This is a genomic window from Maritimibacter alexandrii (assembly GCF_005871115.1).
GTDB classification, from domain to species: domain Bacteria; phylum Pseudomonadota; class Alphaproteobacteria; order Rhodobacterales; family Rhodobacteraceae; genus Maritimibacter; species Maritimibacter alkaliphilus.
In genome coordinates this window covers 1,092,064-1,108,593 of record NZ_SWKQ01000009.1, presented here as the reverse complement: position 1 = coordinate 1,108,593, position 16,530 = coordinate 1,092,064, and the positions used below count along the sequence as shown (strand labels likewise).

At 61.8% G+C, this 16,530-nt stretch carries 12 protein-coding genes; 5 read left to right on the top strand and 7 right to left on the bottom strand.

What is annotated here, in order from left to right:
- Window positions 1-97 precede the first annotated feature (97 nt).
- Window positions 98-1,324, bottom strand: coding sequence for a glycosyltransferase family 2 protein (locus FCT00_RS06245; protein WP_171042906.1), 1,227 nt, complete (start codon window positions 1,322-1,324; stop codon window positions 98-100).
- A gap of 84 nt (window positions 1,325-1,408) precedes the next feature.
- Window positions 1,409-2,206, bottom strand: a complete 798-nt coding sequence (gene cysQ, locus FCT00_RS06240; RefSeq protein ID WP_138422262.1) for a 3'(2'),5'-bisphosphate nucleotidase CysQ — start codon at window positions 2,204-2,206, stop codon at window positions 1,409-1,411.
- 124 nt (window positions 2,207-2,330) lie between these two features.
- On the opposite strand from cysQ, the gene FCT00_RS06235 reads away from it, so the two are divergent.
- Together FCT00_RS06235 and FCT00_RS06230 are read left to right on the top strand one after the other, a co-directional pair.
- Window positions 2,331-3,152 carry an ABC transporter permease gene (locus FCT00_RS06235; protein ID WP_050772038.1) on the top strand — a complete coding sequence of 274 codons (822 nt, stop codon included), beginning with the start codon at window positions 2,331-2,333 and terminating at the stop codon, window positions 3,150-3,152.
- Window positions 3,149-3,751, top strand: coding sequence for an SH3 domain-containing protein (locus tag FCT00_RS06230; RefSeq protein ID WP_138422261.1), 603 nt, complete (start codon window positions 3,149-3,151; stop codon window positions 3,749-3,751). The genes FCT00_RS06235 and FCT00_RS06230 overlap by 4 nt, the downstream gene beginning before the upstream one ends.
- Here FCT00_RS06230 and FCT00_RS06225 read toward each other — a convergent pair.
- Window positions 3,748-4,374, bottom strand: coding sequence for an alpha-ketoglutarate-dependent dioxygenase AlkB family protein (locus FCT00_RS06225; RefSeq protein WP_138422260.1), 627 nt, complete (start codon window positions 4,372-4,374; stop codon window positions 3,748-3,750). The two genes, FCT00_RS06230 and FCT00_RS06225, sit on opposite strands and share 4 nt — an antisense overlap.
- Window positions 4,375-4,564: 190 nt before the next feature.
- Here FCT00_RS06225 and dnaK point away from each other — a divergent pair, with 190 nt between their 5' ends.
- The 3 genes from dnaK to radC all read left to right on the top strand — a co-directional run bounded on the left by dnaK (window position 4,565) and on the right by radC (window position 8,527).
- A complete protein-coding gene (gene dnaK / locus FCT00_RS06220) occupies window positions 4,565-6,475 on the top strand; it encodes a molecular chaperone DnaK (protein WP_138422259.1) in 1,911 nt (636 codons plus the stop codon).
- A 78-nt stretch (window positions 6,476-6,553) separates the two neighbouring features.
- On the top strand, window positions 6,554-7,702 hold the full coding sequence (dnaJ, locus tag FCT00_RS06215; RefSeq protein ID WP_138422258.1) for a molecular chaperone DnaJ: 1,149 nt from the start codon (window positions 6,554-6,556) through the stop codon (window positions 7,700-7,702).
- A gap of 51 nt (window positions 7,703-7,753) precedes the next feature.
- Window positions 7,754-8,527, top strand: a complete 774-nt coding sequence (gene radC, locus FCT00_RS06210) for a RadC family protein (protein ID WP_138422257.1) — start codon at window positions 7,754-7,756, stop codon at window positions 8,525-8,527.
- A 5-nt stretch (window positions 8,528-8,532) separates the two neighbouring features.
- Here radC and FCT00_RS06205 read toward each other — a convergent pair whose 3' ends face one another.
- The 4 genes from FCT00_RS06205 to secA all read right to left on the bottom strand — a co-directional run bounded on the left by FCT00_RS06205 (window position 8,533) and on the right by secA (window position 16,374).
- Window positions 8,533-10,092: a substrate-binding domain-containing protein gene (locus FCT00_RS06205; RefSeq protein WP_171042905.1), complete on the bottom strand. Its 1,560-nt coding sequence runs from the start codon at window positions 10,090-10,092 to the stop codon at window positions 8,533-8,535.
- A gap of 55 nt (window positions 10,093-10,147) precedes the next feature.
- Entirely contained in the window at window positions 10,148-11,428 is a 1,281-nt protein-coding gene (locus FCT00_RS06200; RefSeq protein ID WP_138422256.1) for a hypothetical protein, read from the bottom strand.
- A 188-nt stretch (window positions 11,429-11,616) separates the two neighbouring features.
- Entirely contained in the window at window positions 11,617-13,536 is a 1,920-nt protein-coding gene (locus FCT00_RS06195) for an acyltransferase family protein (RefSeq protein WP_138422255.1), read from the bottom strand.
- 138 nt (window positions 13,537-13,674) lie between these two features.
- Window positions 13,675-16,374: a preprotein translocase subunit SecA gene (gene secA / locus FCT00_RS06190; protein WP_138422254.1), complete on the bottom strand. Its 2,700-nt coding sequence runs from the start codon at window positions 16,372-16,374 to the stop codon at window positions 13,675-13,677.
- Window positions 16,375-16,530 lie beyond the last annotated feature (156 nt).

The window sequence follows — 16,530 nt, the reverse complement described above, 5'->3', positions numbered from 1 at the left end:
CGTATCAATTGAACGCAGTGGCGGGAACCTTAGGTCCCGATTGCGACAACCATATGTTCAGCCCATGGGCACGTCACCCAGATATTGGGCAATCTGCCTATTTGAAACGCACCTTGGAAAGTCTTGCCTGTTCTTTTTGCACCCGTGCGCTGAAGCTTGCCCATCTGAACCATGGGCCATCACGGACCGAGCGACCGAACAATCCCCCCCATTGCTCCCAATAGCCCGCCGGGTTGAACGCAGCGCGGTGTGACAGGGCTGTCGGAGAGAACCGAAACACGGTTGCGACCTCACCCTGCGCCGCCGCTCGTTTCGCTTTCATGGCAAGTGCGCGCCGCTGCCACGGGCGACCCGAGAAGACCGACGATTGCCCGGATGACCGCGGCGCGTAGGTCAGGAACGGTTCAGGCGAGGCCGGGAAATCCACCGCTTCGCCAACCGGCGTTTTGCGACCCTCTGCGATGCCGATTTCCAGTGTAACGAGAAGCGGCGCGATCTCGTCAGGCGAGAGCGAGCCATCGACCATTTGTCCGATCAATCGCGCTTTCTGGCTTGAATAGAGTCTATCCAGCGCGCCTTCTAGCTCAGCTTGAGGCGCATGTTTTCGAAGGAAAGCCGCCGTGGACACCCCGATATCGGTAAGGTCCGACGCGCCACGGTTGGCGCGCCGTCGGTCCGATCCGGCAAACCCGTGATGCACCTGCGCCAAGGGGACGATGACCGTCCGTCGGTCACGCAGGCGGTAGTTCACATCGGTCTCGTCCAGATAGAACCGGAACGCGGGATCGAAGCCGCCCAGGTTTGTGATCACATCGCGCCGCACGGCCATGTTCGTGCCTTCGGTCTTTACCGCCTCACCTTCCTTCACGGCGGGCGTGAACGGCGTGTCCTGATCCAGCGTCAGGTTACGGGTCTCGCCCAGCGCGTTCACCGCGCGGACGGGCCATTGGAACGTGATCCCGTTCCGCCCCCGCACCAAACCGCCGACCTGCGCGACGTCCGGGTCACGGAAGGGGCCACAAAGGTGGGTAAGCCATGTCGGTTCCGGCACCGCATCGTCGTCGATGAAGGCAACGACCTCGCCCGCCGCGCGGGCGATGCCGATGTTGCGCGCGACCGAGATGTTCGCTTCGTCACAGGCAGCGAGCTTGACGCGATCCCGCCAGCCCATCCCGACCACGGCATCGCGACCCTGTTCGTCCGCAACGACGACGATTTCGAATCGCGGATACCAAAGCTGCCCGATCCCGGTGAGGGCACGTTGCAGCAAACCGGGCCGACCGCGGCTGACGACGATCACCGACACGGGGATCGCGCCCGTCACGCCGCGCTCCCGTTTGTCGCCACGGCCCGCCCGCCGCACATGATGGTGCGGACTGATCGGCGGTGTCCCGTGACGGTGCTCACGTCACGCCGACTTCAACTCCACGCCCGGGGCGTAGGCGATGAAGAAGGGGTTTTCGTAGATCGGTTTGCCATAGGTCAGGGGCTCGTGGTTGTCGAAGCGCACAACCTCACCCCCCGCGCCCTTTAGCACGGCGTGCCCTGCGGCGGTGTCCCACTCCATCGTGCGCCCGAGACGGGGGTAAAGGTCCGCCTCACCCGTCGCGACTAGGCAGAATTTCAGGCTGGACCCAGCGCTGGTCATGTCTTTGACCGCATATTTCGCGATGTAATCGTCGGTCGCCTGATCCCGGTGCGATTTCGACGCGACGACCATGAGGGCGCCGTTGTCCGGGTGCGACACGCGGATCGGGGTGCAATGGCCGGGCATGTCGGGGTGCAGGTCGCCGGTTTCCTCGACCGAGGCGCCGTCTTCCATCGTATAGAACATCCGCTTGCGGGCGGGTGCATAGACGACGCCGCGCACGGGGGTGCCGTCGACGACATAGGCGATATTCACCGTGAAATCGCCGCGCCGCTTCACGAATTCCTTGGTGCCGTCGAGCGGATCGACGATCAGGAATTCCGAGGCGCTTTCGCTGTGGCTGTCGGCCTGTTCTTCGGTCACGATCAGCACGTCCGGGAACGCCTTCTTCAGACCGGCCGAGATCAGGGCATCCGCCGCTTCATCGGCTTCGGTCACCGGGCTTTCGTCCGACTTCGAGCGTACTTCGAAATCGTCGGCGTCGTAGATCTCCATGATCTTGTCGCCCGCCTCGATCGCCAGACGCCGCATCACGCCCATAAGCTTTTCGTAATCCAAGGCCGCTCCTCTCGCCGGACCCTCCGGCATCATTGAATTAACACATCATGCCCCTTATGCTGCCGCATCAAGGGAACAGCAAGATTTCCAAGCGAAAATTGGCGGGCAGGCCACAGGACGCAAGATGTTCAGAGTAGACACCCGACCCAGCAGACTGACCGTGATCGTCGGCCTTCTCGAGCTGATCTATCACGCGACCGTCCACAACCTGCGCAAAACGCATTCCAATGCGCTCATGGGGCTGTTCATCAACATGCTCCAGACCATGATGTTGGTCGCGGTGTTCTACGTGATGTACTCCGTGCTCGGCCTGCGCGGCGCGATGATCCGGGGCGACTTCCTGCTCTACATTATGTCCGGCATCTTTCTTTACATGACGCAGACCAAGACGATGGGTGCCGTGGTCGGCGCCGATGGTCCTGCCTCGCCCATGATGCAGCACGCGCCGATGTCGACCTTCGTGTCGATCCTGTCGAATGCGCTGGGCGCGCTCTACATCCAGATCCTGTCTGTGCTCGTCGTGGTCTACATCTATCACATCGCGGTCAATCACGTGACGATCCACAATCTTGCGGGCGTCTTCATGATGCTGCTTCTCGCATGGTTTTCGGGCATCGGGATCGGCATGGTGTTCTATGCGCTCAAGCCGTGGTTCCCGCAGTTCGCGACCGTTGGCTCGACGATCTATGCGCGCGCCAACATGATCGCGTCCGGCAAGATGTTCGTGGCCAACACGGTGCCGTGGAACATCATCGTGCTATTCTCGTGGAACCCGCTTTTTCATATCATCGACCAATGCCGGGGGTTCATGTTCATCAACTACAACCCGCATTACTCGAACTGGCTTTATCCCCTGATCGTCTCGACCGTCCTGCTGGTCATTGGCTTCATGGGTGAAAGCTACACGCGCAAACATGCGTCGCTGTCTTGGAGTGCCCGCCGATGAAACGCCTTTTGCTCGCCCTGTTCCTTGCCCCGACGCTTGCGTTTGCCCAGTCCGTCGAATTGCCCGCGCTGTACGACGTGACCGGCGTGGCCGCGAACGACACGCTGAACGTGCGGGCCGGGCCGACAGTGAATGCCGAGGTGATGGACGAGCTTGGACCTGAGCGTGACGGGGTCGAGGTTGTCGCCTTTGCCGACGACCGCAAATGGGGGCAGATCAATATCGGCGAGGGAACCGGCTGGGTTTCCATGGCCTATATGGAACGGCAGCCGGGGCAAGATCCGGTGTCGAAAACCCCGACCCCACTGTGGTGCTACGGGACCGAACCGTTCTGGTCGCTTGAGATCGGCCAATCCGACGTCAGCTTTACCGATCCGGGGATGGACGAACCGGCGCTGGTTCAGCCGACCGAGTATTACGCGTCTGTCCCGCACAGCCCGCGCGGTGCACTGGTCGCGGGAGACATCACCGGGTTCGTGTCGCGCGAGATGTGTTCCGACGGCATGTCGGATCGCCAATACGCGTGGCGGATCGATTTCCTTCGCACCGGGAACGGCGGGCAGTTCATGTTTTCGGGCTGCTGCACGCTCCAGCCTTAATCCACCACCCGCAGCGTCAGGTTGATCCGCCCCCCTTCGGACAAAAGCTGGCTGGTCCCGAAGCGTATGCGGTCGATGCCGTGATAGGCCAGCCGCGCCTCACCGCCCAGCATGAGCACATCGCCGGACCGCAGCCAGACCGACTGCGTCTTGCCGCCCCGCTCGGTCCCTCCGATCCGAAAGAGGCCGTCATCGCCGAGGCTGATCGACAGGACGGGCCAAGAGAAATCGGCTTCGTCCCGATCCTGATGCAAACCCATCCTCGCCTTCTCGCGGTAGAAGTTCACGAGACAGCAGTCGGGTTCCCGCGCCACCCCGGTGACGTCGTGCCAGAGCTTCAGGATGCGCGCCGGGATCGGCGGCCAGTCCACCCCCGTCGGGTGCTTGCGTTCGTAGCGGTAGCCGCGTCGATCCGAATACCACCCGTATTTCCCGGCTGACGTCATACCGACCGACATCGGTTTTCCGAACCGCGTTTCGGGCGAGAAAAGCGGCGCGGCGGATACGACATCGCGCAGGTCTGCCACGATCTTCGCCTGCTCATCCGCAGGGATGTGACCCTCATAGACCGCGGCCCCGCCGACGGTCAGCGATGGCACCATTCCCTTTCCTTGCTCATCCATTGCCAAAACCCTGAAAACGACTCGCTTTTTTCCGCGAAATGGCGGTTTTCGCCGCCTTGCAGGCCCCAAATCCCCTCCTTATATACGCCCAGACGCCGGTTAGGATCATCCCTGCCGGTTACCTTATGGGATCGGGCGACGGTGCCTTTCGGGCCAGAGCCCAACACATCGCCAAAGAGAGGAAAAGAGCATGGGTAAAGTCATTGGTATCGACCTGGGGACCACCAACTCCTGCGTCGCCATCATGGACGGCTCGCAACCGCGGGTCATCGAAAACGCCGAAGGTGCACGGACGACCCCGTCGATCGTCGCTTTCAAAGACGAGGAACGCCTCGTCGGTCAGCCGGCCAAGCGTCAGGCTGTCACCAACCCCGACAACACCATCTTCGCCGTGAAACGCCTGATCGGCCGCCGCGTCGGTGACGCTGCTGTCGAGAAGGACAAGAAACTCGTCCCCTACGCCATCGTCGATGGCGGCAACGGTGACGCGTGGGTCGAAGCCGCTGGCGAGAAATACTCGCCGTCGCAGATCTCGGCCTTCATCCTCGGCAAGATGAAGGAAACGGCGGAAAGCTATCTTGGTGAAAAGGTCGATCAGGCCGTCATCACCGTGCCCGCCTACTTCAACGACGCCCAGCGTCAGGCCACGAAGGACGCCGGCAAGATCGCCGGTCTGGAAGTGCTGCGCATCATCAACGAACCGACGGCGGCTGCGCTTGCCTATGGTCTCGACAAGAAAGAGGCGCGCACCATCGCGGTCTATGACCTTGGCGGCGGTACGTTCGACGTCACGATCCTCGAGATCGACGATGGCCTGTTCGAAGTGAAATCCACCAACGGCGACACGTTCCTCGGCGGTGAAGACTTCGACATGCGGATCGTCAACTACCTTGCCGAAGAGTTCAAGAAAGAGAACAACGTCGACCTGACGAAAGACAAGATGGCCCTCCAGCGCCTCAAGGAAGCTGCGGAAAAGGCCAAGATCGAGCTTTCGTCGGCCTCCCAGACCGAGATCAACCAGCCGTTCATCTCGATGGGGTCCGACGGTCAGCCGCTGCACATGGTCATGAAACTGACCCGTGCGAAGCTGGAAAGCCTTGTCGGCGATCTCATCAAGAACTCGCTCAAGCCCTGTCAGGCCGCTTTGAAAGACGCCGGTGTGTCGAAGGACGAGATCGACGAGGTCATCCTCGTCGGCGGTCAGACGCGTATGCCCAAGGTCGTCGAAGAGGTGACCAAGTTCTTCGGGAAAGAGCCGCACAAGGGTGTGAACCCGGACGAAGTGGTTGCGCTCGGCGCCGCCATTCAGGCGGGCGTTCTGCAAGGTGACGTGAAAGACGTCGTCCTGCTCGACGTGACCCCGCTGTCGCTCGGCATCGAAACGCTGGGTGGCGTGTTCACCCGCCTGATCGACCGCAACACGACGATCCCGACCAAGAAGTCGCAGATCTTCTCGACCGCGGAAGACAACCAGAACGCCGTGACGATCCGGGTGTTCCAGGGCGAGCGTGAGATGGCTGCGGACAACAAGATCCTCGGTCAGTTCAACCTCGAAGACATCCCCCCGGCACCGCGCGGTATGCCGCAGATCGAAGTGACCTTCGACATCGACGCCAACGGCATCGTGTCGGTTGGGGCCAAGGACAAGGGCACCAACAAGGAGCAGAAGATCACGATTCAGGCGTCGGGCGGTCTGTCGGACGACGAGATCGAACAGATGGTCAAGGACGCCGAGGCGAACGCCGAGGCCGACAAGGGTCGCCGCGAGCTGGTCGAAGCCAAGAACCAGGCCGAGAGCCTTGTGCATTCGACCGAGAAGGCGCTCGAAGAGCATGGCGACAAGGTCGACCCCACCACGGTGGAAGCCATCGAACTGGCCATCGCCGCGCTCAAGGACGAGCTGGAGACCGAAAACGCCGACAAGATCAAGGCGGGCATCCAGAACGTGACCGAAGCGTCGATGAAGCTGGGCGAAGCCATCTACAAGGCGCAGCAGGCCACGGACTCGGGTGAAGCCGACGAGGATCAGGGCCCGTCCAGCGTGGACGATGACATCGTCGACGCCGACTTCGAAGACCTCGACGACGACAAGCGGTCGTAAGACCCATGACGCGAAAGGGCCGGTCCGTCACATGCGGGCGGACCGGCCTTCGCGTTCCTGACAAGGGGACGACGATCCATGTCGAAACGTGACTATTACGAGGTTCTCGGAACCACCAAAGGCGCATCGGCGGATGAGATCAAAAAGGCCTATCGAAAGAAGGCCAAGGAACTCCACCCTGACCGGAACGCCGACAATCCCGACGCCGAGAACCAGTTCAAAGAAGCGAACGAGGCCTACGACGTCCTGAAGGACCCCGAGAAGAAGGCGGCCTACGACCGTTTCGGCCACGCGGCCTTCGAAGGCGGTATGGGCGGCGGTCCGCGACCGGGCGGTCCGGGTTTCGGGCAGCAAGGCGATTTCGCCAGCGCATTCTCGGACGTGTTCGACGACCTGTTCGGCGACTTCATGGGCCAGCGTGGCGGCGGTCGGTCGCGGGCGACCCGCGGATCGGACCTGCGCTATAACCTGCGCGTGACGCTGGAAGAGGCCTATGAGGGTCTGCAAAAGACCATCAACGTGCCGACCTCGGTCATGTGCGACACCTGCGAAGGCACCGGGTCCGAAGCGGGCGCCGAACCCACCACCTGTCCGACCTGTTCGGGCATGGGCAAGGTGCGCGCGCAGCAGGGCTTCTTCACCGTTGAGCGGACCTGCCCGACCTGTCAGGGCGTGGGCCAGATGATCAAGAACCCGTGCAAGAGCTGCCATGGTCAGGGTCGGGTCGAGAAAGAGCGCGCCCTGTCCGTGAACATCCCCGCGGGGGTCGAAACCGGCACCCGTATCCGTCTTGCCGGTGAAGGCGAGGCCGGGATGCGCGGCGGGCCGTCGGGCGACCTCTACATCTTCATTCAGGTCGCTGAGCATCCACTGTTCGAGCGGGACGGGGTGAGCCTGCACTGCCGCGTGCCGGTGTCGATGACCTCGGCCGCAATGGGCGGCGACATCGAAGTGCCGACGATCGACGGCGGACGCTCGCGGGTCAAAATCCCCGCCGGGTCGCAATCCGGGCGTCAGATGCGCCTTCGCGGCAAGGGTATGCCCGCGCTGCGGGGCGGCGGTCATGGCGATATGTATATCGAGTTGGCCGTCGAAACGCCGGTGAACCTCACGTCCAAACAGAAAGAGCTTCTGCGGGAGTTCGAGAAGCTTTCGGAAGAGAACAATCCTGAAAGTTCGACCTTCTTTTCGAAGGTGAAAAGCTTCTGGGACGGGATGAAGAACTGACGCCCTTTCGGCGTTAACCATTCATTCACCGACTCGTAGCAGGCTGGGATCATGTCCCAGCCTGTTTCACATCTGGCCGAAGTGGCCCTTCCGCTGTTCGAAACCGACGAGGCGCAGCCTGTTCCGGTCAAGGGAACCAAGGCGCGACTGCCCTCCTACATCTCGGACCATCGCGCGCGTCTGCGTGAACGGTTCATGTCGGGCGGTGCCGCGGCCTTGCCCGATTACGAGATGCTGGAGCTTGTGCTGTTTCGTGCGATCCCCCGGCAGGATGTCAAACCTCTCGCCCGGCGGCTGCTGGACCGGTTCGGCGACTTCAACGGGGTTCTGTCCGCGTCACCGTCGCGCCTCAAGGAAATGCACGGGGTCGGCGATGCAGTCGTGCAGGAGTTGAAGATTGTCGAGGCCGCCGCGCATCGCCTGTCCCGCGCCCGCGTCATGGGCCGTCGGGTGGTTTCGTCCTGGGACCAGTTGATCGACTATTGCCACACCACGATGAGCCACCGGGAAACCGAGCAGTTTCGGGTGCTCTACCTCGACCGCAAGAACACCCTGATCGCAGATGAGGCCGCAGCCGAAGGCTCGGTGGGACACGTGCCGGTCTATCCGCGCGAGATCGTCAAACGGGCGCTGGAACTCAGCGCCTCGGCGCTGATCCTCGTGCACAACCACCCATCCGGGGATCCCAGCCCGTCGCGTGACGACATCGACATGACCGAGCGGGTCCGGTCGGCCGCCGCTGCCTTGGAAATCACGCTGCACGACCACATCATCATCGGAAAATCGCGCGAAGTGAGCTTTCGAAGCGACGGGTATCTGACCTGACCGGCCTATTCGACCCAGACTTCCACACGCCTGTTGATCCGCCGGCCCCAATCCGTGTCGTCGCAGGCCATCGGAAGCGCCTCGCCAAAGGCCTCGGCCTCGATCACCACGCGCTCAGGATCGAAAGTCTCGGCCGCGTCGAGAACGGCACGGCGAACCGCGTCCGCCCTCCGCGCTGCCAGCCTCAGGTTCAGTGCGGCCGCGCCCTGACCGTCCGAGAATCCGACGAAGGTCAGCCTGCGCCCGTCAAAGGCGCCTGCCTCGAGCGCATCGGCAAGCAAAGCCACGTTCGAGCGGGAGGGGGCGTCCAATGCCGTCGATCCGCCCTTGAACCGATACGTGAGCGTCAGCCGCCGCATACCGTCCATCAGCGCCACCATGCGCTGTAACTCGGAAAGCCCGACTTCGGGACCGGCTTGCGCGATGGCGTTCGCCAACCTCGTCCCTTGCACCGAAAACGGGATTTCCTCGATCTCCTGATCGACGAGTCCGATGCGCTGGATCACCCGGCCAGCCGATGCGGTCCGCAGATAGCGCATGAAATCCCGGCCGACCTGCGGCAGTCGTATCGCGGGACGGTAAAGATAGATCGGGGCGGCGAGCGGATAGTCCCCGGCCTTGATCGCCATCTGGCTTGGCGCGATCTCGAAGGCGCACGCGCCGGTCAGCGTCACGATTTCCGTCAGGCCGGGGCGAGAAAAGCTCGCGATCCCCAGTCCGAAGGGGTCTTCTTGAACCGCGAGCGTCACGCCATCGTTCGAAGCCTTTGTGAGAATGGAGGGGGACAGGCTTTTGTCCTGCGCGGTCACCACGTCCCGCGCGAAAGCCATCCCGAAGCCAGCATCGGGGTCGCGCAGATACAGCGTGACGGGTGCCGCCTCGCCGCCTATCGCGTCCCAACGACCGATCTCGCCCGCATAAAGCGCCGCCAAAGTCTCAAGTCCCAGTCGCCGGATCGGGTTTCCGGGGTTCACGACGGGAACAAGGGCATCGAGCGCGATGACACGCGACTGCCGCACCGCGTCGAGGTCGCCCAGACCCGCGTCGCGCGCCATCAACCGCTCCGCGCGCGTCGGTTCACGAAGGGACAGGACCATGTCGGCCTCTTCGCCCAGAAGATCTGCGAAGCCCTCAGAAGACGTGGTCTGCCGAATGGTGAAGCGCGCTGCCGGAACCGAGTTGTCGGCTTCGTAGAGGCTGTAAGTCAGGCCGATCCCGGCCTTTTCCTCGCGCGTGACGGCGTAGTTTTCCGATAGCGCGAAGGCTTCGATCAGGGCGGGCATCAGGGTCGATCCGATCTCGGCCTCGCCCGAGATGGTGAGGTCGGCGGTGAACGACATCAGGTTCGGGCAGCCGGGCCCCTCGCAATTTACCCCGGAGCCATCGACGGTCAGCACGCCGTATTCGGTGTCGATCCGATAGAACTGGCCGTCATAGCCAAGCAGGGTGCCGGACATCTCCATCGACCCGTCGCGAGAGGTCAGGGTGACGTCGTCGGCCACCGCGAAAGACGAAAGAACGATTGAAACGAGTGCGGCGCACACCGCCACACGCAGATGTCTCATGGTGACCGCCCCGCACCCCGCCGCTGCTCTTGTCGGGCGGGTGGATCACCCGCCTTTAGTTGCGGGCGATTGTCAGGTCTTGGGGCAGGTTTTTCAACACAAGATATTCGCCGACCGCATCACAGTCCGGTACGACCATACCGACCTGAGTTCCGGTCGGTTGACCGTTCTGCACCGAACGAAGGTAATCACCGACGATGGCCTGTTCGCATGTGGTTTCCAGAACCTGCGCTTCGATGGAAACGGCCGGGGCCGTCGGCATGGACACCGGATAGGTATAGACGTCGGCGGCAAAGCCCCCCGTCGTCGACCCGAGAACGGTGATGAACCCGCCCTGACCGTCCGTGGCACGTGCCGGAAGGCCAGGCTCCTCGGCCCAGACATGCCCTTCTTCGCCGTAGTAGGCCCCATTCTCGAGCGCATGAAGCTGAAGCCCGGTGCCGCCTTTCCAGATCAGCGCGATACGGTCGTAGTCGTCCATATCCTCGATCTGAATGCGTGCTTCGGTGATCTTTTCCTGGTCACCGATCGTCGCGGTGATCGCGGCTTCGCGGGTCATCGCCGGAACCATGACGGTAAGAGCGCCGTCCTGATCGAGCGTTTCCGTGAACTTCAGACCCGCGTGGTCGAACTGGACCTCACCCCCGGCGTCGCACGGCGCGCGAAGCTCGGTATAGATGAGTGCGCCGGGCAACGGGGCAAGCGACAGGGTCGGCGTACAATCTTCGGCCGCCGTTTCATCGGTTTCCGGCTGCGCGATGACATCGGCCGGGGCCACGTCGAACTGGCTTTCCGGCAGGGCCGGACGCGGCAGATCTTCGGTCGTTGCGGCACGCGAAACTTCGGCAATCTCCAGCGGTTCGACCACACCCTGATCCGGACGGGCCGCCTTTTCAATCGGCTCGGCCTGTTCTTCCGGCTCCGGCGCGCTTGCCGCAATTCGATCGTCACGCATGACGTCAGGCGAGGTCGGGCTGTCCGCCGCGGGGCGGTCCGCCACCTGCGGTTCCGGCAATGGCGCAATCGGGTCGGTCGCCGGCGCGTTATCGGCCTTGGTAACCTCATCCGGTGCCGCGTCATTGGCAGGAACGGGAAGCGGTTCCGGCGTCGCTTGGGCCGTTTCGACGGGTGCGGCAGGAGGTGTCGACATGGCCGGAATGACCTGCCCCTGTGTCACCTGCGCCTGCTGCACACGGGCATCCACTGGCGCGTTCGGCTGATTGACCGTGCGTTGCATCACGTGCCCGGTCGCCAAAGCCACCACGAGAGCGCCAACGGCAGTATAGACCCGTTTCTTGTCGAGGTTCGTCGAGATCGACTGGATTTTTTCCAGCATGGCGAGGCTTCCTTTCCCACGTTCGATGGGAACTCTGCCAATGCAATAGGCCGATAGAATGAATAAATGGTGACCGGAAACGGGTTGTTTCCAGATTGTGGAAACCTCTGATAACGTGGGATTTTCCACCGGGAACGGCGGCGATTGTCAAATCTTCGCCCGATTCACGCGGTTGGCGAAGGCTCCGGTCAGTCACTCGAACCGGGTTTGAGGATCGCATTCAGGCGTTCCGAGATGCGGCTCTGGTCATCCAGATACAGGGCGCGTGAGGCGCCGACTGAAATGTGAGTGCCATCGAGCGAGTAGGGAATGCCATTGTGTTGGTATCCGCCCACGGCGAATTGATCTCCGAAGTCTGCGGGCGACAGCAAGGTTACGGCAGGGTTCTCGCCAAACCGTGTAACCGCCTGCTTCCAGAACGCGGCAGACCCCGCCTCCGACGTTTCGTCCGTCAGCAGGTCAGATCCTTTTCGGTAGTAGGCGCGTTCGACAGACCCCCTCGAATACTGCGGCGGCGTGGCGATGAGGACGACGCGAAGCGTGGGATCGAACAACATTTCGTCGATCATGTCCAAGACGCCCGTTGTGAAACCCCGCTCTTCCACCTTGGCCCACTGACCGGACAGAACGATGTTGTCATAGGACGAAGCCCTTTCGCGGACATGGTCGCGATTGATCCGGCATTGCGTGCGGGCAATATGACCGCGCTTTGCCGTCGAATCCTCTGTGAACGTCGGGAAGCACCAGTTCGTCGTGAGCACATCGAACGCCACCCCGTTTTCCTGGCCGTAAAGGTCGAAGAACGGTTCCCAATGGGCGGCGAGGGAATCGCCGAACAATAGGGTTGTCGATGGCCTCGTTTCATCCCCCAAGCGGCAATCCGGCAGGTCATTTTGCACATTCATTTCGGGATAAGTCTGGAAATCCCGGAAACAATAGCCGTCTTCCATCAGGGGCAGCGTCAACTTTGCCGCGTCGCGGTCATACCAGAACGTAAAGCGTTCGCTCATGCCGTCGCGCGCACCGAAGCCGATGAGGACGAATGCGGCCACTCCCACGAGACTCGACGCGAAAACGACAGGGCGTCGAGTGATAACAGTATGCGGGCCGGCGCGGAATGGACGTTCGACAAACCGCCAGCTGAGATATGCCAGCAGGAGCGACAGCAGACCCAAACTGCCCATGAGCAGCAGCGGTGGTTCATGGATCGTGCGCAGACGCGCGAATGCAAGCAAGGGCTGATGCCAGAGATAGGCGCTGTAGCTGATTAGGCCGATGCCGACCATCACCCGAACGCTGAGAACTCTGGCGACCAAGGTTCCCGGCCCGCCGAACAAGACGATGAGCACCGCGCCGAGCACTGGCACCAGCGCGAACAGGCTTGGGAAGGGCGTTTCCGCGTCGTACAGGAAGATCGAAGCGACGATGCCCGCCAATCCGACGATTGCGAAGAGATCGTTGGAACGTACACCGCGTTTCTGAATCACAAGCGCGGCGATGGACCCTGCGAAGATTTCCCACGCACGGGTCGGAGCGAGATAGAAGTTAGCCGACGGTGCACGTCGCCAACCGATTTCGCACAAGAGCAAACTGACCGCCGCCATCGCGGCGATCATCCAGAACACGCGATCCCGTCCGAACCCCCAGACGAGGAACAGGAAGACCGGAAACAGAAGGTAATACTGCTCTTCGACGGCGAGGCTCCAAGTATGAATGAGCGGTTTGAGTTCGGCCGCCGGAGCGAAGTAGCCGCTTTCCTGCCAGAACAGGATGTTGGAAACGAACAGGCTGACCGCGACGAGGCTGTTAGCGAAGTCGCTCAACTGATCCGGCAGCATCCAGAACCACGCGAACGGAATGCTGCACAGCATCACGAGGAAAAGCGCCGGGAGGATGCGGCGGGCGCGGCGGTCGTAGAATTTCAAAATGCTGAACTGGCCGCGTTCAAGATCGTCAATCAGGATCGTCGTAATCAGGTAGCCGCTGATGACGAGGAACACGTCGACACCGACGAACCCGCCACTGAACAGGCCGAACCCTGCGTGGAACAGGATGACCGGCACGACCGCAACGGTGCGGAGCCCATCGATCTCAGGTCTGTATTTCATGGGTCCGCTGGTCGAACTCTGCCGTGCGGGACGGTAGCTGCAACCTCGGGGGCTCACAAGCCATTGACGGAGCCCGAAACGGTCGTTTCCGGGCCCGCATCACACTGATGCCTATGAATTGGGATCAGGCTGGCGAGATCAGACCTTGCCGTGGCAATGCTTGAACTTTTTGCCCGACCCACAGGGGCACTGTTCGTTCCGGCCCGGATTGCCCCAGGTCGAGGGGTCGTTCTCGTCGAACCCGTCGCGCGGCGTGCCCGGTTCGGATGGGCCGGAAGCTTCGGCAGCTTTGGCTTGGGCCGCTAGCGCGTCCTGCTGCTGCTTCAACTGGTCCATCATCGCCTTTTGTTCGTCCTCGGTCATGGGACGAACCTGACCGATCTTCTGGCTGACTTCGGCGCGCAGGCTGTCGAGCATCGACTCGAACAGCTGAAAGCTTTCGGTCTTGTATTCGTTCAGCGGGTCGCGCTGGGCATAGCCACGGAACCCGATGACCGAACGCAGATGTTCGAGCGTCAGAAGGTGCTCGCGCCACTTCCCGTCGATGGTCTGAAGCAGGATCTGCTTTTCGATGTTGCGCATCGTGTCCGGGCCGAAAGCCTCGGCCTTTTCCGACATTTGCTTGTCGCTGGCCTCATAGAGCTTTTCGCGCACCGTATCGTCGTCGGCACCTTCCTCGGCCGCCCATTCCATGACCGGCACGTCGAGGTTCAGGGTTTCCAGAATAGCGGCATAAAGACCTTGGGTATTCCACTGATCCGCATAGGACTTGGGCGGCATGTATTCCAGAATCAGGTCGTCGATGACCTGATGCCGCATGTCCTGAACCACGTCCGAAAGATCTTCGGATTCCATGATGTCGCGGCGCTGGTTGAAGATCACCTTGCGCTGGTCGTTCATCACGTCGTCGAACTTGAGAAGCTGTTTGCGAATGTCGAAGTTGCGCCCTTCGACCTTCGCCTGCGCACGTTCCAGCGACTTGTTCACCCAAGGATGAACGATGGCCTCGCCCTCTTTCATGCCAAGGCCCGAAAGCACCTTGTCCAGCCGCTCGGACCCGAAGATGCGCATCAGATCGTCTTCCAGCGACAGGAAGAAGGACGAGCGCCCCGGATCACCCTGACGGCCCGAACGACCGCGCAGCTGGTTGTCGATGCGGCGGCTTTCATGCCGCTCGGTGGCGAGCACAAAAAGGCCGCCTGCCTCGAGCACCTTGGCTTTCTCTTCGGCGACTTCCGCATCCATCTGCTTGCGCAGCGTTTCGGGATCGGCGTCGGGCGTTTCGTCAAGGGCCTGAAGCACCTTCATCTCGACGTTCCCGCCAAGCTGAATGTCCGTGCCGCGGCCCGCCATGTTCGTCGCGATGGTGACCGCCCCGAGACGCCCGGCTTCGGCGATGATCTGCGCTTCCTGCTCGTGCTGACGTGCGTTCAGCACGTTGTGCGTGATGTTTTCCTTGGTCAGAAGCTGGCTCAATGCCTCGGACTTCTCGATCGAGGTGGTGCCGACAAGAACCGGCTGTCCCTTGGCATTGGCCTTTTTGATCTCGTCGACGATGGCCCCGTATTTTTCGGCCGTCGTGCGATAGACGGCGTCATGCTCATCCTCGCGCGCGATGGGCTTGTTCGTCGGCACTTCGACCACCCCCAGCCCGTAGATTTCCATGAATTCGTCTTCTTCGGTCAGCGCCGTGCCGGTCATCCCGGCGAGCTTTTCGTAAAGACGGAAGTAGTTTTGGAACGTGACCGACGCCATGGTGACGTTCTCGGGCTGGATCGGCACGCCTTCCTTCGCCTCGATGGCCTGATGCAGGCCCTCGGACAGACGGCGACCGGCCATCATGCGGCCGGTGAATTCGTCGATCAACACGACTTCATCGCCACGAACGATGTAGTCCTTGTCCTTCGTGAACATCTTGTGGGCGCGCAGGCCCTGGTTCACGTGGTGGACGATCGTGGTCGATTCCGGGTCGTAAAGCGTCTGTTCCTCCGGCAACACGCCGATCTGGTGCAGGCGGTTTTCGAGGAAATCGTTGCCCTCGTCCGTAAACGTGGCCGAGCGCGCCTTTTCGTCGAGGACGAAGTGCTCTTCGGTCAGTTCCGGGATGATCCTGTCGATGGCCACGTAAAGCTCCGACTTATCGTCGGACGGGCCGGAAATGATGAGCGGCGTGCGCGCCTCGTCGATCAGGATCGAGTCGACCTCGTCCACGATGGCGAAGTGATGGGGGCGCTGGTTCATGTCTTCGATCCGCGACTTCATGTTGTCGCGCAGGTAGTCGAAGCCAAGCTCGTTGTTGGTGGCATAGGTGATGTCGGCGGCATAGGCGCCTTTCTTCTCACCGTCCGGCTGCTGCGGATAGACGACGCCGGTCGTCATCCCGAGCGCGGCATACACCTTGCCCATCCAGTCCGCGTCGCGTTTGGCGAGGTAATCGTTCACCGTCACGATATGCACGCCCTTGCCGGTGAGGGCGTTCAGATAGGCGGGGAAGGTCGCGACCAGCGTCTTGCCCTCGCCCGTCTTCATCTCGGCGATGTTGCCTTCGTGAAGGAAGATGCCGCCCATGAGCTGCACGTCGAAGGCGCGCAGGCCCAGCGCACGGCGCGCGGCCTCGCGGCAGTTGGCGAAGGCTTCGGGCAGGAGATCGTCGAGTTTCTCACCCTTTTCCAGCCGCGCCTTCAATTCCGCCGTCTTGTCGATCAGTCCCTGATCCGTGAGTTTCTCGAACTCCGGTTCCAGCGCGTTGATCTTTTCGATGGTCGGTCGGGTTGCCTTGATCTTGCGGTCATTGGGCGTGCCAAAAACCTTTTTGGCGATGGTTCCGAAACCCAGCATGTGCTCTCCGCTCGATGAGCTCTGACATTCTCGTGATTGCGCGGGGTGCTTGCCCGTGTCCGCGCGCCCCCATATCAAGGGCGTGAAGTCGGCCCCCCAAGGACCATTGCGATGTAAGGGTGGGGGCCGGGATAGTCAACGATGCCGGGGCTTCCG

Bases quoted from the DNA above. Each gene is read 5' to 3' on its own strand.
- FCT00_RS06235 (WP_050772038.1), top strand. From the start codon at position 2,331: ATGTTCAGAGTAGACACCCGACCCAGCAGACTGACCGTGATCGTCGGC.
- FCT00_RS06230 (WP_138422261.1), top strand. From the start codon at position 3,149: ATGAAACGCCTTTTGCTCGCCCTGTTCCTTGCCCCGACGCTTGCGTTT.
- FCT00_RS06225 (WP_138422260.1), bottom strand. From the start codon at position 4,374: ATGGATGAGCAAGGAAAGGGAATGGTGCCATCGCTGACCGTCGGCGGG.
- dnaK (WP_138422259.1), top strand. From the start codon at position 4,565: ATGGGTAAAGTCATTGGTATCGACCTGGGGACCACCAACTCCTGCGTC.
- dnaJ (WP_138422258.1), top strand. From the start codon at position 6,554: ATGTCGAAACGTGACTATTACGAGGTTCTCGGAACCACCAAAGGCGCA.
- radC (WP_138422257.1), top strand. From the start codon at position 7,754: ATGTCCCAGCCTGTTTCACATCTGGCCGAAGTGGCCCTTCCGCTGTTC.
- FCT00_RS06205 (WP_171042905.1), bottom strand. From the start codon at position 10,092: ATGAGACATCTGCGTGTGGCGGTGTGCGCCGCACTCGTTTCAATCGTT.
- FCT00_RS06200 (WP_138422256.1), bottom strand. From the start codon at position 11,428: ATGCTGGAAAAAATCCAGTCGATCTCGACGAACCTCGACAAGAAACGG.
- FCT00_RS06195 (WP_138422255.1), bottom strand. From the start codon at position 13,536: ATGAAATACAGACCTGAGATCGATGGGCTCCGCACCGTTGCGGTCGTG.
- secA (WP_138422254.1), bottom strand. From the start codon at position 16,374: ATGCTGGGTTTCGGAACCATCGCCAAAAAGGTTTTTGGCACGCCCAAT.